This window comes from Kineococcus rubinsiae (assembly GCF_011839805.1).
Lineage (GTDB): Bacteria > Actinomycetota > Actinomycetes > Actinomycetales > Kineococcaceae > Kineococcus > Kineococcus rubinsiae.
Genome location: NZ_VWPY01000017.1, coordinates 1 through 25,711 on the forward strand (window position 1 = coordinate 1; position 25,711 = coordinate 25,711).

Here is a 25,711-nt window from a genome sequence, read left to right on the forward strand (position 1 = left end):
GGCGCCAGCTGCTCGCCGCGCTGCCCCTGCTCGGCCGGCGCGGCGGCAGCGCCCTGGAGGGCGCGTGGCGGCAGCTGCTGCTCGCCGAGGCGGAGGTGCAGCAGGGCCGGACCCGGGCCGCGGCGCGCCGGGTGCGGCGCGCGCAGGAGCTCGGCGCGGCCCTCGACGCCCCGCTGCTCACCTACCGGGTGCTGCTCGCGCAGTCCGCGGCCCGCCTCGCGCAGGGCGCGGTGGCCGACGCGGACCGCGACCGGTGGCTCGCCGGGGTCCTCGCCGAGCGGCAGGGGTGGCCGAACCTCGTGCGCCGCGCGCAGCAGGCGACCCGCCAGACCCGTCCCGCGCTCCCCACGGAGGCCGGGGACGCCGCGCTCGGGCCGCTGCCCGGCTCCGGCTCGGGGCCCTCGCGCACGGGGCGGGCCACCGACGCGGGCCGGCGCCGGATGCTCGCCGCCATGCGCGACGTCGGCGACGCCGCGCAGGTGCTCGACCCGCTGGACCTCGTGCGCCTGGCGCTGGACCAGTCGTGCGACCTGCTGGGCGCCGACCGGGCCGTGCTGCACCTCACCGACCGCGCCGGGCGGCTCACCGTCTTCGCGGGCCGCACGCGCGCGGGCACCGACCTGACGAGCGCGTCCGGCGTGCCGCAGGACGGGGCCCAGGGCGGGGCGGCGGACGGGGTGGAGGCCGTCGCGATCCACCCGACCGTGCTGCGGGCGGCGCAGACGGGCCGCCCCGTCGTGCAGGGCATGCCCCCGGCCGAGGCCGCGTGGCCCGACGCGCCCGAGGACGGGCGCGGGGACGTGCCGCGCAGCGTCGTCGCCGTCCCGCTGCTCGTCCGCGGTCGCCGCACCGGCGTCCTGTCCGTCGTGAGCACCGTCGCGCAGGGGGCCTTCGGCCGCACCGACGTCGAGCTGCTGCAGCTCATCGCGGGTCAGGTGGCGCTGTCGCTGGCCACGGCCCGGGCCGCGCGCCTGGAGGTCGAGGTCCACGGGGCGCAGCGCGAGCGCGACCTCGCCGAGGCCGTGCGCCGCGTGACGGAGGAGGTCGCGGGCAGCCTCGACCTGCCCACCGTGCGCCGCCGCCTGCTGCGCGCCGCGGTGCGCGAGCTCGGGGCCGACTCCGGTGCGCTCGTGCCGGTCGGCGCCGGCGGCACGCCCGCGGACGACGGCCCCGCCCTCGTGTGCGGCGCGGGGAGGCGCGCGGAGGTCCGCGAGCAGCCGTGGGCCGGCGGCGCCGGCGCCCACCCGCTGCTGGCCCGGGCCACCACGAGCACCGGGTCCGGGCCCCTGCCTCCCGCCGTCGCGCTGCTCTTCGGCGACCCCGCCGGCGACCCCGCCGACGATCCCGCCGACGACCCCGGCAGCGGTCCCGCCACGGAGGACGCCGGTGCGGCTCCGGCCGGGCGCTGGCTCGTCGCCCCGCTGCGCGACCGGACGGGCCGCGTCACCGCGGCGCTCGTCCTGCTCGCGCGCGCCGGCGGCCTCGACGGGCGCACGCACGTGGCGGCCGCCCTGGCCGCGCCCGCGGCCGTGGCCCTGGAGAACGCGCGGCTCTTCGCCCAGGTCGAGCAGCTGGCGCGCACGGACTCCCTGACCGGTCTCGCGACCCGCGGGCACCTGCTGAGCCTCGGCGAGCAGCGCGTCGAGCGCCTCGGCGGCGGATCGCTGGCCGCGCTGATGGTCGACGTCGACCACTTCAAGGCCGTCAACGACCGCTTCGGCCACGCCACGGGCGACGAGGTCCTCGCGGCCGTGGCGGGGCGGCTGCGCCACGCGGCGCGCGACGGTGACGTGCTGGGCCGCTACGGCGGGGAGGAGTTCGCCCTGGTCGTCGCGGGGACCGGAGACGGCGCCGCCGCGCGCGAGCACGACGTGCGGCGCCTCGCGGAGCGGCTGCGCACGGGGGTCAGCCGCACCCCCGTGGAGGTCCGCGGCGAGCGGCTGCGCGTCACCGTGAGCGTCGGGGTCGCGCTGCTGCGCGAGGGCGAGGACCTGGGCGACGTGCTGGGCCGGGCCGACTCGGCCCTCTACGCCGCGAAGGCCGCGGGCCGCGACGCCGTGGTGCTCGCCCCGTGACGGCGGCCGCGGCGGCGAGCGGGAACGGGCCTCAGAGCAGCGTGCGCCAGTAGCTCCAGAACTCCACGCCGATCAGCGCCACCAGCAGGGCGTAGGTGAGGACGGCCGCGAGCACGCGGAACTCGACGAGGGTCCGGGCCGCGCCCCGCAGCCCGGCGGGCACGGGCAGCAGGCCGCGGTCGAGGGAGTCCGCGGTCGTCGTCCAGAACGTCGCCACCACCACGGCCCACACGACCATGCAGTAGGGGCAGAGGGCGTGGATCGAGGTGAGGCTCTGGGTGACGAGCCAGCCCACGAACACCGCGCCCAGGGTGATGCCGACCTGGAAGCCGCGCTCCACCCAGCGCGGCAGCCGGGTGCCGGACAGCACGAGCAGGCCCAGCAGCGTCATGACGGTGAACGCCGCGATGCCCATCAGCGGGTTCGGGAAGCCGAACACCGCGGCCTGGTCGGTCTTCATGACGCTGCCGCACGAGAGGACCGGGTTGATGCTGCAGCTGGGCACGTACCCCGGGTTCTCGGCCAGCTTGAAGCGCTCGACGGTCAGGGTGAACGCCGCGACGAACCCCACGAGGCCGCCGACGGTCAGCAGCAGCCCGCGGGCGCGCACGGAGACGGGCAGGGCGGACAGGTGGCCCTCGCGCGAGGCGTCCTCGTCGAGCAGGTCGTCGTCGGCGAACAGGTCGTCGTCGGCGAGCTCGCCGTCGTCGTGCCCCCGGTCGTGGGCGGCGGTGGTGCCGGCCATCGGTCCTCCTCGCGTGCGGTGCTGTCCGGTGCGGTGCTGTCCGTGCGGTCCCTCGCGGCCGGTCCCCCACCAGTGTGCGACGTCCCGGCCCCTCCCAGGATCCTCGGCGCGCCTGGGCGCCGGCTGGACGCCCACGTCGACGGTGGCGCCCGACCCACGCCGACGACGAGCGTCCGCGGGCGCGGGGCGTGCGGGCGGTAGGTTCGCGCCGTGCCGACCTCCCCCGCCCAGGTGAAGCGCTACGACGACGACCTGCGGCTGGCGCACGTCATCGCCGACCAGGTCGACGGGGTGACGACGGACCGCTTCAAGGCCCGCGACCTCGTCGTGGACACCAAGCCGGACCTGACGCCGGTCACGGACGCCGACCGCACGGCCGAGGAGCTGATCCGCTCCCAGCTCAAGCGGACCCGACCGCGCGACGCGGTGCTGGGCGAGGAGTTCGGGCTCGTCGGCCACGGGGCCCGGCAGTGGGTCGTGGACCCGATCGACGGCACCAAGAACTTCGTGCGCGGCGTCCCGGTGTGGGCGACGCTCATCGCGCTGCTCGACGACGGCGTCCCGGTCGTCGGCCTGGTCTCGGCGCCCGCGCTGCAGCGTCGCTGGTGGGCGGCGACGGGCTCGGGGGCCTGGACGGGGCGCAGCCTGTCGGCGGCCACGCGGATCTCCGTCAGCGGCGTCACGGACCTCGCGGACGCCTCGTTCGCGTACTCCTCCCTCGACGGCTGGGAGCAGACCGGCAGCCTCGACGCGTTCCTCGACCTGACCCGCAAGGTGTGGCGCACGCGCGGCTACGGCGACTTCTGGTCCTACATGCTGCTCGCCGAGGGCGCCGTGGACATCGCGGCCGAGCCGGACCTGCAGCTGTACGACATGGCCGCGCTCGTGCCGATCGTCACCGAGGCCGGCGGCCGCTTCACCTCCCGCGAGGGTGTCGACGGCCCGCACGGCGGCAATGCCGTCGTCAGCAACGGCCACCTGCACGAGGCGGCGCTGGCCCACCTCGGCACGGCCGCCGCGTGGGCCGGAGCCCCGGCTGGCGGCGCCGCCGGTGCGCCGGCCGGGGAGCCCGTGGAGTGAGCACCGCGCCCGGGCTCGCGCCCCGCGAGCGCCGGCTGGTCGCCGCCGAGCTCGTCGTCGTCTTCGCCGTGTCCCTGGGCGCGAGCGGGCTGCGCGCGCTGGTGACGTTCGTCGGGGCCGTGACGGCCCCGCAGGCCCTGAACACGCAGACCGCGACGGTGCTCGGCAGCTACGCGCCCGACCGGCCGTGGCTGGACCTGTCCCTGCAGCTCACGCAGATCGTCACCGGCCTGGCGCCCGTCGCGCTGGTCGCCTACCTGCTCGTGCGCAGCGGGGAGTCGCTGCGCAGCATCGGCGTCGACGGCCGTCGCCCGGGCCGCGACCTGGGGGCCGGGCTGGGGCTGGCCGCGGTCATCGGCGCCTTCGGGCTGGTGCTCTACCTGGCCTCGCAGGCCGCGGGCCTGAACCGCACGGTGGTCGCCTCGAACCTGCCCGACGTGTGGTGGGCCGTGCCGATCGCGGTGCTCGCCGCCGCGGAGAACGGGATCCTCGAGGAGGTCCTGGTCGCGGGGTTCCTGCTGCACCGGCTGGGTCAGCTGGGGGTGCGGGCCGTGCCGGCCATCGCGATCAGCGCGCTGCTGCGCGGCTCCTACCACCTCTACCAGGGCCTCGGCGGGTTCGCCGGGAACGTGGCGATGGGCGTCGTCTTCGCGTGGATCTACCAGCGGTGGGGACGCACGGTGCCGCTGATCGTGGCGCACACGGCCATCGACGTCGTCGCGTTCGTCGGCTACTCGCTGCTCGTCGGCAAGGTGTCCTGGCTGCCGGGCTGAGGTCCCGACGCCGCGAGCCGCGACGACCGGAGACGGGGGGCGCCCGCCCCCCGTCCCGGGCTCGTCAGCCCCGTGCGGGTCAGCTCTGGACGGGCGGCAGCACGTCCAGCACCCAGGTCACGCCGAAGCGGTCGGTGACCATGCCGTACAGGGGCGAGAAGCCGGCCGGGGCCAGGCCGGCGCGGACCGTCCCGCCGACGACCAGGGCGTCCCAGCACGCGGTGAGCTCCGCGGCGTCCGTGCCGCGCACCGAGACGTAGACGGCGTCCGTGCCCGCGTCGTGGGCCCGCCCCGGGGGCACGTCGAAGGCCATGAGGGAGAACCCGCTCGGCGCGCTGACGCCGCCCCACTTCAGCTGCGTCCCGACGGCGCCGTCGGCGGTGTCCCGCTCGTCCCCGCCCTGGGCGAAGGTGAAGGACAGGACCTCGCCGCCGAAGACCGCGGCGTAGAAGGCGAGGGCCTCGGGGGCCTGGCCGCGGAAGTTCAGGTGCGTGGTGGTGGTGATGCTCACGGGGGCTCCTCGGTGCGTCCGGCCACCCGGGCGGTGGCCACGAGGAGACGGTGTCGCCAGAAGAGGACAGGGCGTGTCCGCCACCTGCCGCATCCTGAGGACGTGACCGAGAAGAACGGGACGTCGGCGCGGCTGCTCACGCTGCTCTCGCTGCTGCAGGCCCGCCGGGACTGGCCCGGCGCCACGCTGGCCCAGCGCCTCGACGTGACTCCCCGCACGGTGCGCCGCGACGTCGACCGGCTGCGCACGCTGGGCTACCCGGTGCAGGCGTTCAAGGGCCCTGACGGCGGCTACCGCCTGGGCGCGGGCACCGAGCTCCCGCCGCTGCTGTTCGACGACGAGCAGGCCGTCGCCCTGGCCGTCGCCCTGCAGCTCGCGGCCACCGGCGGCGCGGCCGTCGGCGAGGCGGCCGCCCGCGCCCTCACGACCGTCCGACAGGTCCTGCCGGCCCGGCTCCGCCACCGCGTGGACGCCGTCCGGGTCACCCCGGTGCCCCCGGCCGCCGCCCCCGACGTCGAGCCGGCGGTCCTCGTCGCCCTGACCACCGCCGTGCGCACCCGCGAGGTGCTGCGCTTCGGGTACGCGGACGGCAGCCCCTCGGACGCCGCCGCTTCGAACGGCACCGCCCCGGACGACGCCCCGCGCCGGCGGGCGGAGCCGCACCACCTCGTCGCCCGGGGCGGGCGCTGGTACCTCGTGGGGTGGGACCTCGACCGCGGGGCGTGGCGCACCTACCGCGCCGACCGGATCACCCCGCTGGTGCCGACGGGGCCGCGTTTCACCCCCCGCGAGCTGCCCGGCGGGGACGTCGCGACCTTCGTGCGCGCCGCGTTCAAGGGCTCCCCCGACGGCGTCGACGCCTGGCCCTGCACGGGAACGGTCGAGCTCGCGCTGCCCGCCGCGCGGGTGAGCCCCTTCGCGGGCGACGGCACCGTGGAGGCGCTGGGGCCCGACCGCTGCCGGCTCACGCTGGGCGCGTGGTCGTGGGTGGGGGTCGCGGCCGCGGTGGCCCGCTTCGACGCCGACGTCCTCGCCGTCGGCCCCGCGGAGCTCGCCGGGGCGTTCCGGACCCTGTCGGACCGGTGCGCCGCGGCCGCGCTCGCCGGCCCGGGCGGCGGAGCCTGAGAGGACCGCTCAGCCGCCTGCGCCGAGGACGTCCGCGGTGGCGACGGGTGCGTCGGCGGCGACGGCCATCCGGGAGCGGCGGGCGGTCGAGCGGCGCACGACGAGCTCCGGCTCGAAGACGACCTGCTGCGGGGCCCGGCCCTCGACCTGCGCGAGCAGCAGCTCCACCGCGGTGCGCCCGAGCAGCTGCCGGGGCTGGCGGACCGACGTCAGCGGCACGGTGGCCGTGGCCGCGAAGCCGATGTCGTCGTAGCCGACGATGGCGAGGTCGTCGGGCACCCGGACCCCGCGGCGCACGCACTCGTTGAGCACGCCCAGGGCGAGCAGGTCGTTGGCGCAGAAGACGGCGCTCGCGCGGGTCCCGGCGGGTTCGGCCAGCAGCTGCGCCGCGGCCTGCGACCCGGCGCGCACGGACATGCCGCTGGAGCGCACCTCCTGCACCTCCCCCGCCGCCGCGACGGCCAGGCGCAGGCCGTGCCGGCGGTCGTCGACCTGCTGCAGACCGGGCGGCACGCCGACGAAGGCGACGCGGCGGTGCCCCGCCCCGAGCAGGTGCTCCCCGGCGAGCCGGCCGCCGAGCACGTCGTCGACCGCGACCGAGGGGTGCTCGGGCGTGGCCGAAACGCGGTCGACGAGGACCAGGGGCGTGCCGTGGGACCGCACGTCGCGCAGCGCGGTGGTGGGGGTGCCGCTGACCGGGGTCAGCAGCACCCCCAGGACCCGCTGCTGGTCCAGGCGGTGCAGGTGCCGGGCCTCGCGCTCGGCGGAGTTCGCGCTGTTGCACATGACGACGAGCGCGTCGTGCTGCTCGGCGAGCTCCTCCGCCCCGGCGATGACGTCGGTGAAGAAGGGGTTCGCGACGTCGAGGACCACCATGGCGATCGTCCGGCTGACCCCGGCGCGCAGCTGGCGCGCCGACTCGTTGCGGACGAACCCCAGCTCGTCGATGGCCTGCTGCACGCGGGTGCGCAACTGCTCGGACACGACCTCCGGCCGGTTGAGCACGTTGCTCACCGTGCCCAGCGAGACCCCGGCCCGCCGGGCGACCTCCTTGACCGTCGCCACGGGCTCAGGGTCCCACCCCGTCGCACCCGGCACGCTCACGAGGTGACCCTCACACCGCGACGGCCACGTGGTGCTCGCCGGCGGCCAGCTCCTCCTCGTCCCGGCCGGGCAGCCGCAGGACGGCGGTCGTCCCCGCGGGCACGGTGACGTCGACGGCCAGCTCGCCGCCCTCGATCCGCCACGCGACGGCGAGGCGGCCGTGCGGGGTCTCCAGGGCCGCGCTCGCCCAGGTGAGCCCGCCGCCGGGCTGCGGCGCGACGAGCGCGCGGGAGTATCCGGGCGCCAGCGGGGACAGCCCCGTGATCGTCCGGTGCATCCAGTCCGCGACGGCCCCGAGCGCGTAGTGGTTGAAGCTCGTCATCTGCCCGGGGTTGATCGAGCCGTCGGGCAGCATCGAGTCCCACCGCTCCCAGACCGTGGTGGCCCCCATCGTGACGGGGTACAGCCACGACGGGCACTCCTGCTCCAGCAGCAGCCGGTAGGCGGTGTCGAGGTGGCCGGTGCTGGACAGCGCCCCGGTGACGAAGGGGGTTCCCGCGAAACCCGTCGACACGCGGAAGCCGGCCTTCTCGGCGAGCTCCGCGAGGCGGTTCCCCGCCCAGGCGAGCTGCTCCCCGCCGAGCAGGCCGAACTCGATGGCCAGCGCGTAGACGGTCGCGCAGTCGCTGCGCACCAGGCCCTGCGCGTCGACGTAGTGCTCGCCGAACGCCTCGTGCACCCGCCGCGCCAGGGCGTCGAAGCGGGCCGCGTCCTCGTCGTGGCCGAGGATGCGCGCGGCGTCGGCCGTCGTGGACGCGGAGCGGAACAGGCACGCCGTCGCGACGACGCCCTTGTCCGCCTTGGCGTCGGCCGGGCTGTCGGCCGGCGCGTCGGGGTCGAGCCAGTCGCCGAACTGGAAGCCGGTGTCCCACAGGCCCGTGGGCGAGAGCAGCGACTCGACGCGGTCGACGTGCGCCACCATCGCCGGGTAGTTCTCGGCGAGCAGCTCGTCGTCGCCGTAGGCCTGGTGCAGCGCCCACGGCACCCAGACGGCGGCGTCGGACCAGACGGCGGTGCTGTCGGGGTCCGGGAACTCCGGCGGGTGCTCCATGTACTTCAGGACGTCGGGGATGACGAAAGGCACCATCCCGTCCGCCGCGCGCTGCTCGGCGTCGAGGTCGCGCAGCCAGTCGCGCAGGAAGTCCTTGGCGTCGTACAGGTAGGCCGCGGTGGGTGCGAACGCCGCGAGGTCACCGGTCCAGCCGAGGCGCTCGTCGCGCTGCGGGCAGTCCGTCGGGACGTCGAGGAAGTTCCCCTTGGTGCCCCAGACCACGTTGCGGTGCAGCTGGTTGACGAGCTCGTCGGAGCACTCGAACTCGCCGGTGCGGCGCAGCTGCGAGTGCACGACGACGGCCTCGAGGTCGCCGGCGCCGAGCTCCCCCGGCCAGCCCTCGACCTCGGCGTAGCGGAAGCCGTGGAAGGTGAACGTGGGCTCGAACACGTCCTCGCCGCCCGAGAGCACGAACCGGTCGGTGGCCTCGGCGCTGCGCAGCGGCCGCACGCCGAGCTCGCCGTGCTCCAGCACCTCGGCGTGGCGCAGCGTGATCGTCGTGCCGGCCTCGCCGCGCACCGTGAACCGCAGCCAGCCGACGAGGTTCTGCCCGAAGTCGACGAGGGTCTTCCCGGCGGGCGAGGTCCAGACCTCCTTCGCGGGCAGCACCTCCTGCCGGCGCACGGGCGGGCCGACGTGCTCGGTCAGGACGGCCGGGTCGAACTCGAGCGCGCGCACGCCGCCCCAGCCCTCGTCCGAGGCGCCGACGGTGGCCCAGGCGGGGTCGTGGCGGCGGGCGTCGATCGACTGGCCGTCGTAGAGGTCGTTGGCCGTCACCGCCGAGGCGTGCGACGCCCAGTCGGTGTCGGTGACGACGACCTGCGTGGCGCCGTCGGCGAACTCCACCTCGAGCTGGGCGAACCCGCCGAGGTCGTCGCCGTAGAACCCGCCGCGGCCGGTCCAGCCGAGGCGCCCGCGCGACCAGCCGTTGCCGAGCGCGAGGCCGAGGACGTGCTCCCCGCCGCCCGCCAGGGCCGCGGTCACGTCGTGGCTGCGGTAGCGCAGCCGCCACTCGTAGCTGCTCCAGCCGGGGCTGAGGACGTCGTCGGAGACGGGACGACCGTCCAGGTGCGTCTCGACGACGCCGCGGGCCGTGACGTGCAGGACGGCGCGGCGCACCTCCCCGTGGCCCTCGTCGAGGGTGAAGCGGCGCCGCAGCAGCGGCGCACCGTCGTGGTCGGCGTCGGCGGCGATCATCGTGGCCTGCCAGGTCGGCATGGGTCCTCCGTGCTCGGGGTGCGGATGGTGCGGGGTCGAACGGTTCAGGGGCTGGTCGGTCAGGGGCTGGTCGGTCAGGGGCTGGTCGGTCAGGGGTCGGGCGGTCAGGGGGTGGTCTCGAAGCGGTGCCGGCCCGCGCCGACCTCGCTGACCCCCCGGCCGGGGAGGTCCACGACGGCGCGCACGCCGAGCGGCACGTCGACGTCGACGACGAGGCGCTCCCCCGTGCGCCGCCAGCCGACGGCCGCGGTGCCGTAGGGCGTCTCGTGCCGCGCCGACGCCGACGCCAGGCCCGCGCCGGGGCGCGGGCGGACCAGGAGCGTGCGGTAGCCGGGGGCCGCGGGGGCGAGCCCGGCGACGGTGCGGTGCATCCAGTCGGCGACCGAGCCGAGCGCGTAGTGGTTGAAGCTCGTCATCTGCCCCGGGTTCACGCTGCCGTCGGGCAGCATCGAGTCCCACCGCTCCCACGTCGTCGTGGCGCCCATCTCGACCTGGTAGAGCCAGGACGGGCACCCGGTCTCGGTGAGCAGGGCGTGCGCCGTCTCGTCGTGGCCGGTCAGCGTGAGCGCGTCGGCCACGAGGTTCACACCGGCGAACCCCGTGCCCACCCGGTGCCCCTCCTCGGCGACGAGGTCGGCGAGGCGCTTGCCCGCGGCCTCGCGGTCGTCGGCGGGCAGCAGGTCGAACACCAGCGCGAGCGCGCAGGCGGTCTGGGCGTCGCTGCTCAGGCGACCGCCGGGGCGCAGGTGCGCGGCCGCGAACGCGGCCCGGACCTCCTGCGCCAGCGCGCCGTAGCGCGCGGCGTCGGCCGCCTCGCCGAGCACGTCCGCGATGACCGCGAGGGTGCGCGCGGAGTGGGCGAAGTACGCCGTCGCCACGAGGTAGCGGTCGGTGCGGGCGGCGGCCGGGTCGTCCGGGGGCGCGGCCGGGTCGAGCCAGTCGCCGAGCTGCAACCCGGTGTCCCACAGCCGCCCCGGCCCCGCGAGGCGCTCGACGAGGTCCACCCAGCGGCGGGCGCTGTCGTACTGCCGGCGCAGGACCCCGGTGTCGCCGTAGCGCTCGTGCAGGACCGCGGGCAGCAGGACGGCGACGTCGCCCCACACGGCCCCGGGCTGCGGGGGTTCCCAGAAGCCGGCCGGCACGCGCGGGACGTACCAGGGCACGGTGCCGTCGGGCAGCTGCTCGGCGGCGACGTCGGCGAGCCAGCTCGCCAGGAACCCCTGGCAGTCGTAGAGGAACGCGGCCGTCGGGCCGAACACCTGGATGTCGCCGGTCCAGCCCAGCCGCTCGTCGCGCTGCGGGCAGTCGGTGGGCAGGTCGACGAAGTTCGAGCGCAGGCTCCAGACGACGTTCTCGTGCAACCGCTCCAGCCGCGCGTCCGAGCACGCGAACCACCCCGTGCGCCGCAGGTCGGAGTGCAGCACGCGCGCGACGACGTCGCCCTCGGAGAGGCTCCCGGGCCAGCCGGTGACCTCGGCGTAGCGGAACCCGTGGACGGTGAACCGGGGTTCCCAGACCTCCCCCGCGGGGTCGCCGGACAGGACGTAGGTGTCGGTGGCGGCGGCGGAGCGCAGGGGGCGCGTGCACAGCTCGCCGTCCTGCAGCACCTCGGCGTGGCGCAGCCGCACCCGGTCGCCGGCGCGGCCGCGCACGCGGATCCGCAGCCGCCCCGTGAGGTTCTGCCCGAAGTCGAGGACGGTCGCCCCCGCGGGGCTGGTGAGCACGGCGACGGGCAGGAGCTCCCGCGTGCAGCGCACGGGTGGGCCGTCCGCCGCGACCAGGGTGGCCGGGTCGCGCTCGTAGGGGCGCACCCCCGCCCAGGCGGTGTCGTCGAAGCCGGGGGTCGAGAACCCCGGCACGGCCAGCCGCGCGTCGAAGTCCTCGCCGTCGTAGAGGTTGCTCGCCAGCAGCGGGCCGTGGGCGGCCCGCCAGCCCACCCCGTCGGCGTCGGGACCCGTCGCGACGACGACGCGACGACCGTCGGCGAGGTCGACCTCGAGCTGGGCCAGGAGCGCGGTCCGCTCGCCGTAGAGGTTGCGGACCCCGCCGCGGATGCCGAAGCGGCCGCGGTACCAGCCGTCCGCGAGCCACGCCCCCAGGGCGTTGGGCCCCTCGTGCAGCAGCGCGGTCACGTCGTGGGTGCGGTGGCGCAGCCGGGTGCCGTAGCTGGTCCACCCCGGGGCGAGCTCTTCCTCGCCCACGCGCCGGCCGTTCAGCTCCACCTCGGCGAGGCCGTGGGCGCTGAGGTGCAGGCGGGCGCGGAGCACCGGCGCGGGCAGGTCGAACCCACGGCGCAGCAGGGCCGGCCGGTGGTCGCTGGGCTCGGTGTCGACGTCCTCGTCCCAGTCGGGCCCGACGGGCACGGCGACCCAGTCGGCAGCCTCCAGCAGCCCGGTCTCGAGCTCCAGCGGGACGCTGAACGCGGTCGGCTCGGCCGCGTCCGCGCTCCAGGCCCGCACCTCCACCCGCACCCGCTGCCGCGAGCCGAGGGCCGCCGCGGGCCAGGGCACGAGGACGCTCTCCGCCGAGGCGAGCCGCCCGCTCGTCCAGGGCTCGCCCCCGCTCCCCGAGGCAGCGGCGGCCGGCACGGGCGTGACGCGCACCTCGTAGGCCTCCTGGCCCCAGTCCAGGCCGCCGTCCGCGGTGGCGCGCGCGGTCCAGGACAGGCGTGGCCGCGGGGAACCCAGCCCGAGCGGGGGCTGGCCGTGCTCGGCGCGCAGGTCGGTGAGGACGACGTCGGAGCGGGAGGGCATGGGGTTCCGTTCGCGAGGTGCGGGAGGGGGACGGAGGCCGTCAGCCCTTGACGGCGCCGGAGGTCAGGCCGGCGACGATCTGGCGGTTGAAGAACAGGTACAGCAGGAGCATCGGGATCGTGATGAGCAGGATGTCGGTGAACAGGAGGTTGTAGGAGGAGAGGTTCTGGCTCTGGAAGTTGAAGAGCGTCAGCTGCACCGTGGCCCCGGCGTCGCCGGGAAGGAAGTACAGCGGGTTCTGGAAGTCGTTGAACACCGCGACCGACTGGACGAGGATCACCGTCACCATGACGGGTCGCAGCAGCGGCAGGACGACCCGGAAGAACAGCCGCAGCGGGCCGGCCCCGTCGAGGACGGCCGCCTCGTCGAGCTCCTTGGGGATCGTCGAGATGAAGGCCCGGAACAGCAGGATGGTGAAGGAGAGGCCGAAGGCGATCTCCACGAGGATCAGCCCCGGCATCGTGGCGAACAGCCCGAAGCGCTGCAGCACCCAGATGGTCGGCACGATGGCCGGCGGCATGATGAGCCCCGTCAGCACGAGGAAGTTGATGAGCCCTGTCCACCGGGAGACGCGCCGCTGCAGGACGAAGGCGACCATCGACCCGAGCACGACGAGCGCCGTGACGCTGACCAGCGTCAGGACGACCGAGTTGATGAAGGCGATGACGAGGATGTAGTCCCGCGTCTGCAGCACCTGCACCACGTTGTCCCACAGCTGGAAGTTCCGCGGCCAGGCGAACCGGAACTCCGAGGCCTGGGTCGCGTCCATGGCCGCCGTGAGCAGGATGAAGGCGAACGGCACGAGGAACACGACCACGCTGACGACGATCGCCAGGGACCCCACGCCGTAGCGGTAGAGCGCGCTGCGCGCCCCGCCGACGCGCCCCGCGGGAGGCACGGTGGTGGGCACGGGCGCCGGGCCGGTCCCGGCGACGGAGGGGGTGGGCGGGGTGACCGTGGAGCTCACAGCTCGACCTCCTTGCGCGCCAGGAGGCGCGTCAGCGGCAGCACGATGGCGATGACGGCGATGAAGAGGATCACGTTGCCCGCGGTCGAGAGCCCGTAGAACCCGGCCTGGTACTGCTTGTAGATGACGGAGGCGATGACGTCGGAGGTGAACCCCGGTCCGCCGCGGGTCATGCTCCAGATGAGGTCGAAGGAGCGCAGCCCGCCGATGAGGGACAGCGTCACCACCGTGGACGTGGCCGGCCAGGACAGCGGGAAGATGACGTTGCGGAACAGCGTCCACGAGCCGGCGCCGTCGACGCGGGCGGCCTCGTAGTACTCCTTGGGGATGGAGACGATCCCGGCCATGTAGATGAGGGTCGCCAGGCCGACGCCCTTCCAGACGTCGACGAGCGCCACCGAGAGCAGGGCGATCGAGGGGTCGACCAGCCAGCCCGGCCCGTCGATGCCGATGAACCCCAGGGCCGCGTTGATGGCGCCCTTGCTCGGGTTCATCAGCACCTGGAAGGTGATGCCGACCCCGACCGTGGAGACGAGGACGGGGAAGAACACGACCGCGCGCAGGTAGCCGCGGCCCAGGATCTGGCTGGTCAGGAGCATGCCGAGCGCCAGCCCGAGCACGACCTTGGCGCCCGACGTCAGCGCCGCGTAGATGAAGGTGTTGACGAAGCCCTTCGTCAGCGCCGGCTCCCGGAAGAACTGCACGAAGTTGTCGAAGCCGATGAACTCGGAGGAGAAGATGGTCCACCGGGTGAGCGCGAAGTAGAACGACGCGACCGTGGGGACCAGGAAGAGCACGCCGTAGATGACGGCCGCGGGCAGGTAGAACCAGCCCGGGTAGGGGCTCCGGCCGCGCCGCCGGCGGGCGGGCGCGGGTGGGGCCGCGCGCAGTGTCGTCGCCATGCTCAGACCTCTTCCTCTCCTCGGCCCGCCCCCGGCCCGGAGGGGCCGGGGGTCCTCGTGGTGCTCAGGGCGTACCGCTTCACCAGCCTTCGAGCCCCAGCTGCTGCGCCTGCTTCTCCACGTCCTGGTCGTAGAGCGCCGCCCCGTCGGCGGCCGGGCGGATGCCGGAGCCGATCTCGACGGTGATCTGCTCGAGGTTCGGGCCCTTCACCGGGGAGAGGAACTCCAGGGCCGGGGACTGCGCGTCGGCGTCGAAGTAGGCCTGCACGTCCTTGGTCACCTGGGGCACGTCGGCGGGCAGCTCGCAGCCGTCCACGAGGTAGGGGCCGGTGGGGGCGGAGGCCGAGGTGAGGGCGTCGCAGCCCGCCGGGCTGGCGATGAACCCCAGCAGCTTCTTGGCCGCGTCGAGCTTGGCGCCCGTGGTCGTCTTGGGCACGTAGACCGCGTTGGGGTACCAGGCGGTGAGGCCGTTGGTGGCGGCGTCGTCGCCGGGGAGGGCGAAGAAGCCGATGTCGCCCAGCTTGTCGGGGGCGATCGACTGCAGCGTGCTGACGTTGGCGCTGAGGATGGGGTACATGGCGCCGGTGCCGTCGGCCAGCTGGCGCATGCCGTCCTCGAGCTTGATGGAGGCGAAGTCCGCGTTCTCGTAGCCGGCGTCGTGCACGTCCTGCAGGTGCTGGAAGCCCTTGACGGCGTTCGGGTCCCCCGCGTACTTCGCCTTGTTGGCGGTGTAGTTCTCCGCCCACTGCGGGTCGGCGGCCGCGACGTTGTGGAAGTCGCCGAGCACGAACAGCTGCGACGTCCAGGTGTCCTGGTAGGTCTGGATGACCGGGGCGATCCCCGCGGCCTTGATCGTCGCGGAGGCCGCCATGAAGTCGGCCCAGGTCTTCGGCACCTGCAGCCCGAGCTTGTCGAAGACCGCGCGGTTGTACATGACGCCGCCGCCGAAGGCCGTCCCGTAGGGGACGCCGTAGACGTCCTTGCCGACCGAGACCTGCGGGGTGAAGGCCTCCTGGACGGCACCCACGGACGCGTCCCCGGTCAGCGGGGCGAGGTTGTTGGCCGGGGCGATCTGCTGGAACAGGGACCCGGAGTTGTAGTCGAAGACGTCGGGCATCGTCCCGGTCTGCAGCCGGGTCTTCACGAGGTTGTCGCCGTCGGCGCCGGCGGGGCGGGCGTCGAGCTTGACCGTGATGTCGGGGTTGGCGTCCTCGAAGGCCGCGACGACGGCCTTCGCGGTGGCCTGGGCCGCCTCGTCGGTGCCGGTCAGCCACGTGATGGTGGTGCCGCCGGCGCTGTTGCCGGCGTCGGAGGACCCCAGGCTGCCCGCGCTGCAGGCCGTCAGCGCCAGCGGCGCGAGGGCGAGGACGGCGAGGCCCTTGAGGGTCCACGAACGGGTGGGTCGGAGTGCCACGGGGAGTCTCCTCGTCGAGACGGCCGCCCGGCCGGTGCGGCGGGGCGGTGTGCTGGTGTGGCGCCGAGGTGGTGACACGTTTCAATCGGCGATGGCTAGGACGGTAGGAGCGAGTCCCGGACCCGTCAAGCGCCTCCACCGAACCGTGACCTTGCTCCCCCGCGCGGTCGTGGTATGGAAGGCGCTTTCCGACTCCGAGGGTCGTGGGAGGCGGCTCGCGGGACCGGTTGTGAAACGTGTCAACCTGTCGCTACCGTGAGCGCAGCGTCCCCCCGACGGAGTGAGGTCCAGATGACATCCCAGGAAGCCGTGCTGGCGGCCCTGAGCCGGCAGACGATCGAGCTGCCCTCGTGGGCGTTCGGCAACTCCGGGACCCGGTTCAAGGTCTTCGGCACGCCCGGGACCCCCCGCGACCCGTTCGAGAAGGTCAGCGACGCGGCCCAGGTGCACCGGTACACCGGCATCGCGCCCCGCGTCTCCCTGCACGTGCCGTGGGACCGGGTGGACGACTACGGCAAGCTCGCGGCCCACGCGGCCGACGTCGGGGTGTCCATCGGGATGGTGAACTCCAACCTGTTCCAGGACGACGACTACAAGTTCGGCTCCCTCACCCACGCCGACCCGGCGGTGCGCGCCAAGGCCGTCGCGCACCACGCCGAGTGCGTCGACGTCATGCGGGCGACGGGTTCCAAGGAGCTCAAGCTCTGGCTGCCCGACGGCACCAACTACCCGGGCCAGGACGACCTGCGCGACCGCCAGGACCGCCTCGCCGACTCGCTGCAGCAGGTCTACGCGCTGCTCGACGAGGACATGCGGATGGTGCTGGAGTACAAGTTCTTCGAGCCGGCGTTCTACCACACCGACATCCCCGACTGGGGCACCTCGCTGCTGCACTGCATGGCCCTGGGCGACCGCGCGAACGTCGTCCTCGACACCGGTCACCACGCGCCGGGCACCAACATCGAGTTCATCGTCGTGCAGCTGCTGCGCGCCGGCCGCCTCGGCGCCTTCGACTTCAACTCGCGGTTCTACGCCGACGACGACCTCATGGCGGGGGCGGCGGACCCGTTCCAGCTGTTCCGCATCATGTACGAGATCGTCCGCTCGGACGCGCTGCGGCCGGAGTCGGGCGTGAACTTCATGCTCGACCAGTGCCACAACGTCGAGGAGAAGATCCCCGGCCAGATCCGCTCGGTGACCAACGTCCAGCAGGCGACGGCGAAGGCCCTGCTCGTCGACCGCGACGCGCTGCGCGAGGCGCAGCGGGCCGGGAACGTGCTGGCCGCCAACGACGTCCTCATGGACGCCTACGCGACCGACGTGCGCCCGCTGCTGGCGCAGCTGCGCGAGTCGATGGGCCTGGCCCCGGACCCGATGGCGGCCTACCTCGCCTCGGGCTACGCGGAGCAGACCGCCGCCGACCGCGTCGGCGGCCACCAGGCCGGCTGGGGAGCGTGATGGCCGACCTCGTCGGCGGGCCCGTGGTCGGGGAGCTGCTGGCGCGCTCGCACGCGCTCGGCTCTGACCCGCGGTTCACCAACTACGCCGGGGGCAACACCTCGGCCAAGGGCACGGCGCCGGACCCGGTGACGGGTGAGGACGTCGAGCTGCTGTGGGTCAAGGGGTCCGGGGGCGACCTGGGCACGCTCACCGAGCAGGGCCTCGCCGTCCTGCGCCTGGACCGCGTGCGCGCCCTGCGCGGGGTGTACGCGGGGCTGGAGCGCGAGGACGAGATGGTCGCCGCCTTCGACTACTGCCTGCACGGCAAGGGCGGTGCGGCCCCGTCGATCGACACGGCCATGCACGCCCTCGTCGACACCGCCCACGTCGACCACCTGCACCCCGACTCCGGCATCGCGATCGCCTGCGCCGCCGACGGCGAGGAGCTGACGCGGACGGTCTACGGCGCGAGGGTCGTGTGGGTGCCGTGGCGCCGTCCCGGCTTCCAGCTCGGGCTGGACATCGCCGCGATCCAGCAGGAGAACCCGGACGCCGTCGGCTGCGTCCTCGGCGGGCACGGCATCACGGCCTGGGGCGCCACGAGCGCCGAGGCGGAGGCGAACTCCCGCTGGATCATCGAGACGGCCGAGGCGCACCTCGCGGAGCACTCGCGCCCCGAGCCGTTCGGCCCCGTCCTGCCCGGCTACGAGGCGCTGCCCGTGGAGCAGCGGCGGGCCCGGGCCGCGGCCCTCGCGCCGGTCCTGCGGGGCATCGCCTCGCACGACAAGCCGCAGGTCGGGCACTTCACCGACGCCACGGTCGTGCTGGAGTTCCTCTCCCGCGCCGAGCACCCCCGCCTCGCGGGCCTGGGCACGTCCTGCCCGGACCACTTCCTGCGCACGAAGGTCAAGCCCCTGCTGCTCGACCTGCCGCCCTCGGCGACGGTCGAGGAGTGCACGGCCCGCCTCGCGGAGCTGCACGAGGCCTACCGCGCCGACTACCAGGCCTACTACGACCGCCACGCGAGCCCGAACTCCCCCGCGATCCGCGGCGCGGACCCGCTGGTCGTCCTGGTGCCCGGCGTCGGGATGTTCACCTACGGCAAGGACGGCCAGACCGCCCGCGTCGCCGGTGAGTTCTACGTCAACGCCATCAACGTCATGCGCGGCGCCGAGGGCGTCTCCACCTACGCCCCCATCGACGAGGCGGAGAAGTTCCGCATCGAGTACTGGGCGCTGGAGGAGGCCAAGCTCGCCCGGATGCCGGCGCCGAAGCCGCTGGCCACCCGCATCGCCCTGGTGACCGGCGCCGCCTCGGGCATCGGCAAGGCCATCGCGACCCGCCTGGCGGCCGAGGGCGCCTGCGTCGTCGTCGCCGACCTCGACCTCGCCAAGGCGCAGGCCGCCGCGGCCGAGATCGCCGGCCCGCGCGGCACCGACGTCGCGGTCGGCGTGGCCGCGGACGTCTCCGACGCCGCCGCGGTCGCCGCCGCCGTCGACGAGGTCCTGCTCGCCTTCGGCGGCCTCGACCTGGTCGTCAACAACGCGGGGCTCTCGATCTCCAAGCCGCTGCTGGAGACCACGGAGAGGGACTGGGACCTGCAGCACGACGTGATGGCCAAGGGGGCGTTCCTCGTCTCCCAGGCCGCGGCGCGGGTCCTCATCGCGCAGGGCCTGGGCGGGGACATCGTCTACATCTCTTCGAAGAACTCCGTGTTCGCGGGGCCGAACAACATCGCCTACTCCGCGGTGAAGGCCGACCAGGCCCACCAGGTGCGGCTGCTGGCCGCGGAGCTCGGCGGGCACGGCATCAAGGTCAACGGCATCAACCCCGACGGCGTCGTGCGCGGGTCCGGCATCTTCGCCGGTGGCTGGGGTGCGCAGCGGGCCAAGGTGTACGGCGTGCCCGAGGAGGAGCTCGGCGCGTACTACGCGCAGCGGACCCTGCTCAAGCGCGAGGTGCTGCCCGAGCACGTCGCGAACGCGGTCGTCGTGCTGACGGCCGGGGAGCTCTCGCACACGACCGGCCTGCACATCCCCGTGGACGCGGGCGTCGCCGCCGCGTTCCTGCGCTAGCGCGCGGGCGGGGGACGACATGTCCGTCCACGTCGCGGTCGACCTCGGCGCCTCCAGCGGCCGGGTGATGCTCGGATCGGCCGCCCAGGCCGGGTCCGGCAGCTCCTCGGGGCGTCACCTGGCGCTGGAGGAGGTGCACCGCTTCCCCAACGGGGCGGTGCCCGTCGCCGGCCGGCTGCACACCGACGCCGTCGGGCTGTGGCGCGAGGTCCTCGCGGGCCTCGGCGCCGTGGCCCGGCACCCGCGGGGCGCCGCCGCGGTCTCGGTGGGCGTGGACACCTGGGCCGTCGACTACGGCCTGCTGGCCGCCGACGGCAGCCTGCTCGGCACACCGCGGCACTACCGCGACCCGCGCACCGACGGGGTCGCCGAGACGGTGTTCGCGCGGATGCCCGCCGCGGAGCTGTACCGCCGCAACGGGCTGCAGCACCTGCCGTTCACGACCGTGTACCAGCTGATCGCCGAGGGGCGGGGGCCGCTGCTCGGCGTCGCGGACCGGCTGCTGCTGATCCCGGACCTGCTGGGGTTCTGGCTGTCGGGGGTCCAGGGGGCGGAGGCCACCAACGCCTCCACCACCGGCCTCGCCGACGTGCGCACGGGCCGGTGGGCCGACGACCTCGTGGCGCTGGCGGGGGTCCCCGCCTCCCTGCTGCCGCCGGTCCACGACCCGGGCACCGTGCTGGGCGGGCTGCGTCCCGACGTCCTCGCGGAGACGGGGTTGCCCGCGGGGCTGCAGCTCGTCGCGGTCGGCTCGCACGACACCGCCTCGGCCGTCGTGGCCGTCCCGGCCCGCGACGAGCGCTTCGCCTACATCGCCTGCGGCACCTGGGGTCTGGTCGGCGTGGAGCTCGCCGACCCGGTGCTGACCGCGGACTCCTTCGCCGCGAACTTCACCAACGAGCGCGGCGTCGACGGGCGGATCCGCTACCTGCGCAACGTCATGGGCCTGTGGGTGCTGCAGCAGTGCGTCGCGGAGTGGACGAGCGCGGAGGGGCCGCAGGACCTCGCGGCGCTCCTGGCGGCCGCGGCCGCGGTGCCGACCGGCGGGCCCGTCGTGGACATCGACGACCCGCGCTTCCTGCCGCCCGGCCCGATGGTTGCCCGCGTGCGCGCCGCGGCCGCCGAGACCGGCGCCCGTCCCCCGCAGGAGCCGGCGGAGGTGGTGCGCTGCGTCCTGGAGAGCCTCGCGGAGGCGTTCGCGCGCGCGGTGGCCGACGCCGTGCGGCTGTCGGGGCACGACGTGGACGTCGTCCACCTCGTCGGCGGCGGCGCCCGCAACGAGCTGCTGTGCCGGCTCACCGCCGACGCGTGCGGGCTGCCCGTCGTCGCGGGTCCCGTGGAGGCCACGGCGCTGGGCAACGTCCTGGTCCAGGCCCGGGCGCACGGCGACCTCACCGGGTCGCTGGAGGAGCTGCGGGCGCTCGTCCGCGACACCACGGAACCCGTCCGGCACCTGCCCGGGACGGTCCTCGCCCGCTGAGCCGCCCCCGGCCCCGCCGGTCTCAGCCGGGCAGCACGACCACGGGGACCGGGGAGTGCCGCAGGATCTTCGTGGCCCGCGACCCCAGGAACACGCGCGCGACCGGGCCCGCGGGCCGGGTGCCGACGACCAGCAGGTCGCCGGGCACCCACTCCACGGCGTCCACGGCCTCCCGCCAGCCGCGCCCCGCCACCACCTCGGCGGGGACGTCGGCGCCCAGGACCCCCGCGGCGCGCAACGACTCCAGGCCCGCGCGGGCCTGGTCGCTCCACGCCGCCAGCACCTCGTCCTCGGCGCCCGGGCCGTTGGCCGCGGGGACGGTGGTGCGCCCGCGCACGGCGAGCGAGACGACGCGCAGCGGCACCCGCAGCCCGGCGGCGAGCGCCTGCGCCCGGACGACCCCGTCGGCGTCGCGGCGCCCCGAGGCGGCGAACGTGACGCGCCCGAGGCGCGAGCCCCCTCCCCCGGGCAGCGCGGCCGGTTCGCGGTAGCCCCGCGGGGCCAGGGCCAGCGGCACGGGTGAGGAGTGCAGCAGCCGGTCGGCGGTCGAGCCGACGACGACCTGCCCGAGCTGGCCGTCGGCGGAGGAGCCGAGGACGAGGGTGGCCGCGCCCAGGTCGGCGGCGAGGTCCACCAGCGCGGCCGAGACCGAGCGGCCCACGCGGTGGTGCACCTCGACGCCCACGTCCGGCGCGACCTGCGCCAGGTGCGCGCGCGCGGAGTCGGCGGCCGTGGTCGCCAGCTGCTGCGACCAGGACCGGAACCCCTCGTCGGGGCGGGGTGAGGCGTCGGTGTCCCACGGCTTCGGGACGACCGTGGCCACGGCGAGCTTCACGCCGAGCCCGCGGGCCAGGACGGCGCCGAGCTGCAGCGTCGCCCGGCCGCCCTTCTCGGGCAGGTACGCGGCGAGGACCGTCACCGCGCTCCCGCGTCACCGGCGGCGCTGCTGCCGGCCGGTGCGGTGCTGCCCCGCAGGACGGACGTCATCTTCTTCCCCCGGGCCACCTCGTCGACCAGCTTGTCCATCCACCGGATCCGCTGCATGAGCGGGTCCTCGATCTCCTCGACCCGGATGCCGCAGATCAGCCCGGTGATCTCCGCGGCGTGGGGGTTGAGGCCCGGGGCCTCGGCGAAGAAGGTCTCCAGGTCGGTCCCGGCCGCGAGGACGGCGTCGAGACCCGCTGCGTCGTAGCCGGTCAGCCAGCAGACGACCCGGTCGACGTCCTCCTTCGCCCGGCCCTTGCGCTCCACCTTCGCCACGTAGTGCGGGTAGATGCTGGCGAGGCTGACCCCGAAGATGCGGTGGCTCACGGTGACTCCCCAGGACGTCGCGCGCCGACGCTCGGTCGACCTCGCCGCGAGGTTAGCGCTGCCGGACCCGCGACGGCTCGGGGTGATCCGCTGGACCCGCCCGGAGCAGTGACCCCGACGTTCAGCCCAGGACCTCCACCTCGCAGGTGGAGCCCGGCGCACGGGACAGCCGGGCGTCGGCGGTGACCAGGACGACGCCCAGCAGCTCGGCCAGCGCGACGTAGGCGGCGTCGCAGCTCGTGACCGTGTGGTGCAGCTCCCAGCAGCGGTGCAGCAGGGGGCGGTGGGCGACGCGGCGCAGGGGCAGGTCGACGAGGTCGCCCAGCGCCAGCGCGGCGCGGCGCTCGGGCAGGCGACCCCCGAGCGCGGCGCGACGCAGGACCGAGGCCACCTCCAGGTCGATCACCCCGGGTGCCGTCAGGACCTCTCCCCGCAGGCGGTCCCGGGCCCGGTCGCCGTCGCCGCCGTCGTCAGCGAGGGCGGGGGCGAGGACGCTGGCGTCAACGACGATCACGGTCGTCGTGCACCGCCTGCACCGCGTCCCGGAAGGACAGGCTGCCACCGGCTCGTCCGCCCGCTCGTTCGAGCACCTCGTCGAGGGTGGGGGTGCCGGCCTCCTCGACGAGCCTGGCGAGGAGGTACTCCTGCAAGGACTGGTGGGCGAGAGCAGCGCGGTGGCGGAGGACGGCGTGCGTCTCGACGGGGACGTCCTTGATCTGAACGCTCGGCATGGCGCCATTCGGCGCCATGACTGCCGGTGAGCAACACTGTGGTGGCGTGTGACCCGGGCCACACCAGCGGGCCGAGGCTCAAGGACCCCCCTCGCGGCCGACGAGACACAGGCACGTGCCCGTTCTCTCCTTGATCTCCTTCCTCGGCCTCGTCGCCGCCGCGCTCGGCATCCTCACCGGCCTCCCGCAGGTGGTGCGCCTGGTGCGCACACCGGACGCGAGCGGCCTGTCCTACTCCTCGGCCGTGCTGGGCGTGCTGTCGTCCGCCACCTGGCTGACCTACGGCGTGATGCTGCTCGACCCGGCGCAGCTGCTCGCCAACGTCCCCGGCGTGACGTGCGCCGTGGTGACCGCGGTGCTGTCGGCGCGGCGCCTCGGGCTGCGGCTCGCGCGCACCTGGCAGGCCTGCGCCGCCTGGGCGCTCGTCGTCGCGGCCGCCGCGGTGCTCGGCGGCCCGGCGGTCGTCGGGATGGCCGCGACCGTCGTGTCGCTGGTGAAGATGCTGCCCCAGGTGCGCACCGTGCTGCGCCGCGAACCCCTCACGGGTCTCGCGCCGGCCACGTTCTTCCTCACCCAGGTGTCCGCCACGACCTGGACCGTCTACGGCCTGGCCACCGGCCAGGTGTCCGTCGTCGTGTGCTCGCTCGTGTCCGTCGTGCTGGCGGGCGTCGTGCTGTCGCGCCGCTGCCCGCCCCGCGCCGTGGTCCGCGCCCTGCACCACGGCCGCTGGGGCGTCCCGGGCCGCCTGCTGGTCCGCCCGGTGATGATGCTCGCGGCCTGAGCCCCACCCCCTGGGCCGGCTGCACCCTCAGCGCTGCTTGGCGAGGTGCGCCAGCGGCACGCCGCGGTCGTCGACGCTGGTGCCCGTGCGGACGTAGCCGGCCCGCTCGTAGCGCGCGACGTTCGCGTCGCTGTCGCCCCCGGTGAACAGCCGGAACTCGGTGACCGCCTGCGGCGCAGCGGACTCCACGGCGGCGAGCAGGCGCGTGCCGATGCCCTGCCGCTCCTGGTCGGGCGCCACCGCGAGGCGCCCGACGTGGCCGAGCGCCCCGTCGACCCGCAGCCGCACAGCCCCCACCAGCCGGGGGCCGCGCACGGCCACGAGGCACACGACGTCGTCCGCGGCGATCGCGGCCCGGACCGCGGCCAGGTCCTCCCGCAGCGGCGGCAGCGACGGGTCGCCGTAGCGCTGCGCCTCGGCGACGAACGCGGCGCGCTGCACCGTGAGCACCTCCCCCGCGTCCGCCGCGACGGCCGGACGCACCACGACCCCGGCGGGCGCACCCGCCGGGGTCGTCGCGTCCTGCGACGGGGTGGGACTCACCCGAGGAACCACGTCCCGGGCTCGGCGAGGCGCTCGACGTCGTCCGGGCCCCAGGTCCCCTCGCGGTACGGCAGCACGGCCGGGCGGTGGTTCGAGAAGTCCTCGATCGCGGTCCACGCCGCGCGCAGCCCCTCGACGCCCGTGAACAGCGAGCGGTCGCCCGACAGCACGTGGTGGATGAGGTGCACGTAGGGCAGCGAGGCGTGCCGGCCGTCGATGCCGTCCAGCGGCAGCGTCGTGGTCGCCTGCGAGAGACCGCCTTCGACGCCGGGGGTGCGGACGGTGACGGCGACGTCGATCGCGCCGCCCTCGAGCAGGGAGAAGCTCACGCTCGTGGGCCGGCCGGCGACCTGCTCGCCCGCGTACGGGCCGTCGACCGGGGGCTTGAGCACCAGGGTGATGCGCTGCTCGTCGGCGGCCATCTTCTTGCCCGAGCGCAGGAGGAAGGGGACGCCGGCCCAGGCGTCGTCGTCGATCCACAGCCGGCACGCGGCGAGGGTGTCGGTGACCGAGTCGTCCGGGACGCCGTCGATGTCGGTGTACCCCTCGAACTGCCCGAGCACGACCTCGTGCGGGTCCAGGGCGCGGAACCGGGTGAGGGCGGCGTCGCGGGCCTCCTGCAGCGCACCGGCGCTGAGGTCGGCCGGCGGGTGCAGCGCGACGGTCGCCGCCATCTGGAACAGGTGGGTGACGATCATGTCGAGGAAGGCGCCCGTGGCGTCGTAGAACGACGCGCGCTGGGCGACGTCCAGGGTCTCGGCGATGTCGATCTGCACCGCGGAGACGTGCTCGGCGTTCCAGATCGCGCTCAGCCACGGGTTGGCGAAGCGCGCGTGCACGATGTTCTGCACGGCCTCGAAGGCCAGGAAGTGGTCGATCCGGTAGACCTGCGCCTCGTCGAAGACGCGCTGCACCTCGGCGTCGAGCTCCTCGAAGGAGGCCAGCGACGTCCCGTAGGGCTTCTCGTAGACGACGCGCGAGCCCTCGACGAGGCCGTGGGTGTCCAGGGCCTTCGTCAGGTCCAGGAAGGCCCCCGGCGGGATGGCCAGGTAGTGCACCAGCTGGACGTCGGTGCCGAGCTCGCCGCGGGCCTCGCCCAGGACGTCGAGGAGGCTGCCCGGGTCGGCGGACTCGAAGCCGCCGCCGGCGAAGCGGAGGTTCTGCGAGAACTCCTCCCACGGCCCGTCGGACGGCTGGGGGCCGAACTCCTCCAGCGCCTCGCGCACGTGGGTCTTGAAGTCCTCGTGCGACTTGTCACCGCGGCCGTTGCCGACGATGAGCCACCGCTCGGGCAGCAGCCCCTGGCGGGCCAGGTCGAAGAAGGCGGGCAGGACGAGCCTGCGGGCGAGGTCCCCCGTGGCTCCGTACATGACGAAGATCGTCGGCGGGGACTGGTCCGGGGTCTGCGGCGTCGCGGTCACACCCCGAACGGTATTGCCCCCGCCCGCGTGCTGCCGGGTAGGGTGCTGCCCGTGAACACCGCCCGCTCCGCCGCCCCCGCCCCGCGCGGGTCCCGCGGTGCGTGGTGGTGGGTGTCGGCGGTCGCCTGACGCTCACCCGTCCCAGGTGCCCGCCTCGTCGCGGAGGCCACCTGGACCCTCCTCGACGACCGGTCACGCCGAACCCGCCGAG

22 protein-coding genes are annotated in these 25,711 nt (G+C 75.1%); 8 read left to right on the forward strand and 14 right to left on the reverse strand.

The genetic code is table 11. The annotated features are described in order from the left end of the window. The coding region (locus F1544_RS10565) for a diguanylate cyclase (RefSeq protein WP_167585044.1) at window positions 1-2,075 on the forward strand (2,075 nt) is incomplete at its 5' end. A 31-nt stretch (window positions 2,076-2,106) separates the two neighbouring features. Here the strand turns inward: F1544_RS10565 and F1544_RS10570 are convergent. Continuing rightward, entirely contained in the window at window positions 2,107-2,820 is a 714-nt protein-coding gene (locus F1544_RS10570) for a vitamin K epoxide reductase family protein (protein WP_167585046.1), read from the reverse strand. 210 nt (window positions 2,821-3,030) lie between these two features. On the opposite strand from F1544_RS10570, the gene hisN reads away from it, so the two are divergent. Next, on the forward strand, window positions 3,031-3,900 hold the full coding sequence (hisN, locus tag F1544_RS10575) for a histidinol-phosphatase (RefSeq protein ID WP_373368069.1): 870 nt from the start codon (window positions 3,031-3,033) through the stop codon (window positions 3,898-3,900). Further along, window positions 3,897-4,673: a CPBP family intramembrane glutamic endopeptidase gene (locus F1544_RS10580; RefSeq protein WP_167585048.1), complete on the forward strand. Its 777-nt coding sequence runs from the start codon at window positions 3,897-3,899 to the stop codon at window positions 4,671-4,673. Before hisN ends, F1544_RS10580 begins: the two co-directional genes overlap by 4 nt. Before the next feature lie 79 nt (window positions 4,674-4,752). On the opposite strand, the gene F1544_RS10585 is transcribed toward F1544_RS10580, so the two are convergent. Continuing rightward, the gene (locus tag F1544_RS10585) at window positions 4,753-5,184 is read right to left on the reverse strand and encodes a VOC family protein (RefSeq protein WP_167585050.1); all 432 of its coding nucleotides are present in this window, start codon (window positions 5,182-5,184) and stop codon (window positions 4,753-4,755) included. Between the two features lie 102 nt (window positions 5,185-5,286). On the opposite strand from F1544_RS10585, the gene F1544_RS10590 reads away from it, so the two are divergent. Then, window positions 5,287-6,309, forward strand: a complete 1,023-nt coding sequence (locus tag F1544_RS10590) for a helix-turn-helix transcriptional regulator (protein WP_308469996.1) — start codon at window positions 5,287-5,289, stop codon at window positions 6,307-6,309. Window positions 6,310-6,318: 9 nt separating this feature from the next. Here F1544_RS10590 and F1544_RS10595 read toward each other — a convergent pair whose 3' ends face one another. From F1544_RS10595 to F1544_RS10620, 6 genes are all read right to left on the reverse strand, one after another. After that, window positions 6,319-7,374, reverse strand: a complete 1,056-nt coding sequence (locus tag F1544_RS10595) for a LacI family DNA-binding transcriptional regulator (RefSeq protein ID WP_167585052.1) — start codon at window positions 7,372-7,374, stop codon at window positions 6,319-6,321. A 49-nt stretch (window positions 7,375-7,423) separates the two neighbouring features. Next, window positions 7,424-9,682: a family 78 glycoside hydrolase catalytic domain gene (locus tag F1544_RS10600; RefSeq protein WP_167585054.1), complete on the reverse strand. Its 2,259-nt coding sequence runs from the start codon at window positions 9,680-9,682 to the stop codon at window positions 7,424-7,426. Between the two features lie 104 nt (window positions 9,683-9,786). Continuing rightward, entirely contained in the window at window positions 9,787-12,435 is a 2,649-nt protein-coding gene (locus tag F1544_RS10605; RefSeq protein ID WP_167585056.1) for a family 78 glycoside hydrolase catalytic domain, read from the reverse strand. Between the two features lie 40 nt (window positions 12,436-12,475). Then, window positions 12,476-13,279, reverse strand: coding sequence for a carbohydrate ABC transporter permease (locus tag F1544_RS10610; RefSeq protein ID WP_373368070.1), 804 nt, complete (start codon window positions 13,277-13,279; stop codon window positions 12,476-12,478). A gap of 119 nt (window positions 13,280-13,398) precedes the next feature. Further along, window positions 13,399-14,304 (reverse strand): carbohydrate ABC transporter permease, encoded by a 906-nt coding sequence (locus tag F1544_RS10615; protein WP_167585058.1) that lies wholly within the window; start codon window positions 14,302-14,304, stop codon window positions 13,399-13,401. 79 nt (window positions 14,305-14,383) lie between these two features. Beyond that, window positions 14,384-15,718 (reverse strand): ABC transporter substrate-binding protein, encoded by a 1,335-nt coding sequence (locus tag F1544_RS10620; protein WP_167585059.1) that lies wholly within the window; start codon window positions 15,716-15,718, stop codon window positions 14,384-14,386. Between the two features lie 291 nt (window positions 15,719-16,009). Between F1544_RS10620 and rhaI the strand changes: the two genes are divergently transcribed. Genes rhaI through F1544_RS10635 form a run of 3 tightly spaced genes read left to right on the forward strand, consistent with a single transcriptional unit; the run spans window position 16,010 to window position 20,713 of the window. Then, window positions 16,010-17,176: an L-rhamnose isomerase gene (gene rhaI, locus F1544_RS10625; protein WP_167585061.1), complete on the forward strand. Its 1,167-nt coding sequence runs from the start codon at window positions 16,010-16,012 to the stop codon at window positions 17,174-17,176. Then, window positions 17,176-19,233: a bifunctional aldolase/short-chain dehydrogenase gene (locus F1544_RS10630; RefSeq protein WP_167585063.1), complete on the forward strand. Its 2,058-nt coding sequence runs from the start codon at window positions 17,176-17,178 to the stop codon at window positions 19,231-19,233. The genes rhaI and F1544_RS10630 overlap by 1 nt, the downstream gene beginning before the upstream one ends. A gap of 19 nt (window positions 19,234-19,252) precedes the next feature. Beyond that, window positions 19,253-20,713 carry a rhamnulokinase gene (locus tag F1544_RS10635; protein ID WP_167585065.1) on the forward strand — a complete coding sequence of 487 codons (1,461 nt, stop codon included), beginning with the start codon at window positions 19,253-19,255 and terminating at the stop codon, window positions 20,711-20,713. A gap of 22 nt (window positions 20,714-20,735) precedes the next feature. On the opposite strand, the gene F1544_RS10640 is transcribed toward F1544_RS10635, so the two are convergent. The 4 genes from F1544_RS10640 to F1544_RS10655 form a co-directional block, all read right to left on the reverse strand. Then, window positions 20,736-21,632, reverse strand: coding sequence for a universal stress protein (locus F1544_RS10640; protein ID WP_167585067.1), 897 nt, complete (start codon window positions 21,630-21,632; stop codon window positions 20,736-20,738). Continuing rightward, entirely contained in the window at window positions 21,629-22,024 is a 396-nt protein-coding gene (locus F1544_RS10645; protein WP_167585069.1) for a DUF2200 domain-containing protein, read from the reverse strand. The genes F1544_RS10640 and F1544_RS10645 overlap by 4 nt, the downstream gene beginning before the upstream one ends. 121 nt (window positions 22,025-22,145) lie before the next feature. Next, entirely contained in the window at window positions 22,146-22,538 is a 393-nt protein-coding gene (locus F1544_RS10650) for a type II toxin-antitoxin system VapC family toxin (RefSeq protein ID WP_167585071.1), read from the reverse strand. Further along, a complete protein-coding gene (locus tag F1544_RS10655; RefSeq protein ID WP_167585073.1) occupies window positions 22,525-22,755 on the reverse strand; it encodes a FitA-like ribbon-helix-helix domain-containing protein in 231 nt (76 codons plus the stop codon). Before F1544_RS10655 ends, F1544_RS10650 begins: the two co-directional genes overlap by 14 nt. A gap of 115 nt (window positions 22,756-22,870) precedes the next feature. On the opposite strand from F1544_RS10655, the gene F1544_RS10660 reads away from it, so the two are divergent. Continuing rightward, window positions 22,871-23,536: a SemiSWEET family transporter gene (locus F1544_RS10660; RefSeq protein ID WP_167585075.1), complete on the forward strand. Its 666-nt coding sequence runs from the start codon at window positions 22,871-22,873 to the stop codon at window positions 23,534-23,536. A gap of 27 nt (window positions 23,537-23,563) precedes the next feature. Here the strand turns inward: F1544_RS10660 and F1544_RS25835 are convergent, their stop codons facing one another. Further along, window positions 23,564-24,079, reverse strand: a complete 516-nt coding sequence (locus F1544_RS25835; protein ID WP_167585077.1) for a GNAT family N-acetyltransferase — start codon at window positions 24,077-24,079, stop codon at window positions 23,564-23,566. Then, the gene (locus tag F1544_RS10670; RefSeq protein WP_308469998.1) at window positions 24,076-25,500 is read right to left on the reverse strand and encodes a glucose-6-phosphate dehydrogenase; all 1,425 of its coding nucleotides are present in this window, start codon (window positions 25,498-25,500) and stop codon (window positions 24,076-24,078) included. The genes F1544_RS25835 and F1544_RS10670 overlap by 4 nt, the downstream gene beginning before the upstream one ends. Window positions 25,501-25,711: the final 211 nt, after the last annotated feature.

Coding starts and splice junctions, on each gene's coding strand:
- F1544_RS10570 (WP_167585046.1), bottom strand. CDS start 2,820: ATGGCCGGCACCACCGCCGCCCACGACCGGGGGCACGACGACGGCGAG.
- F1544_RS10600 (WP_167585054.1), bottom strand. CDS start 9,682: ATGCCGACCTGGCAGGCCACGATGATCGCCGCCGACGCCGACCACGAC.
- F1544_RS10605 (WP_167585056.1), bottom strand. CDS start 12,435: ATGCCCTCCCGCTCCGACGTCGTCCTCACCGACCTGCGCGCCGAGCAC.
- F1544_RS10615 (WP_167585058.1), bottom strand. CDS start 14,304: ATGGCGACGACACTGCGCGCGGCCCCACCCGCGCCCGCCCGCCGGCGG.
- rhaI (WP_167585061.1), top strand. CDS start 16,010: ATGACATCCCAGGAAGCCGTGCTGGCGGCCCTGAGCCGGCAGACGATC.
- F1544_RS10630 (WP_167585063.1), top strand. CDS start 17,176: ATGGCCGACCTCGTCGGCGGGCCCGTGGTCGGGGAGCTGCTGGCGCGC.
- F1544_RS10635 (WP_167585065.1), top strand. CDS start 19,253: ATGTCCGTCCACGTCGCGGTCGACCTCGGCGCCTCCAGCGGCCGGGTG.
- F1544_RS10655 (WP_167585073.1), bottom strand. CDS start 22,755: ATGCCGAGCGTTCAGATCAAGGACGTCCCCGTCGAGACGCACGCCGTC.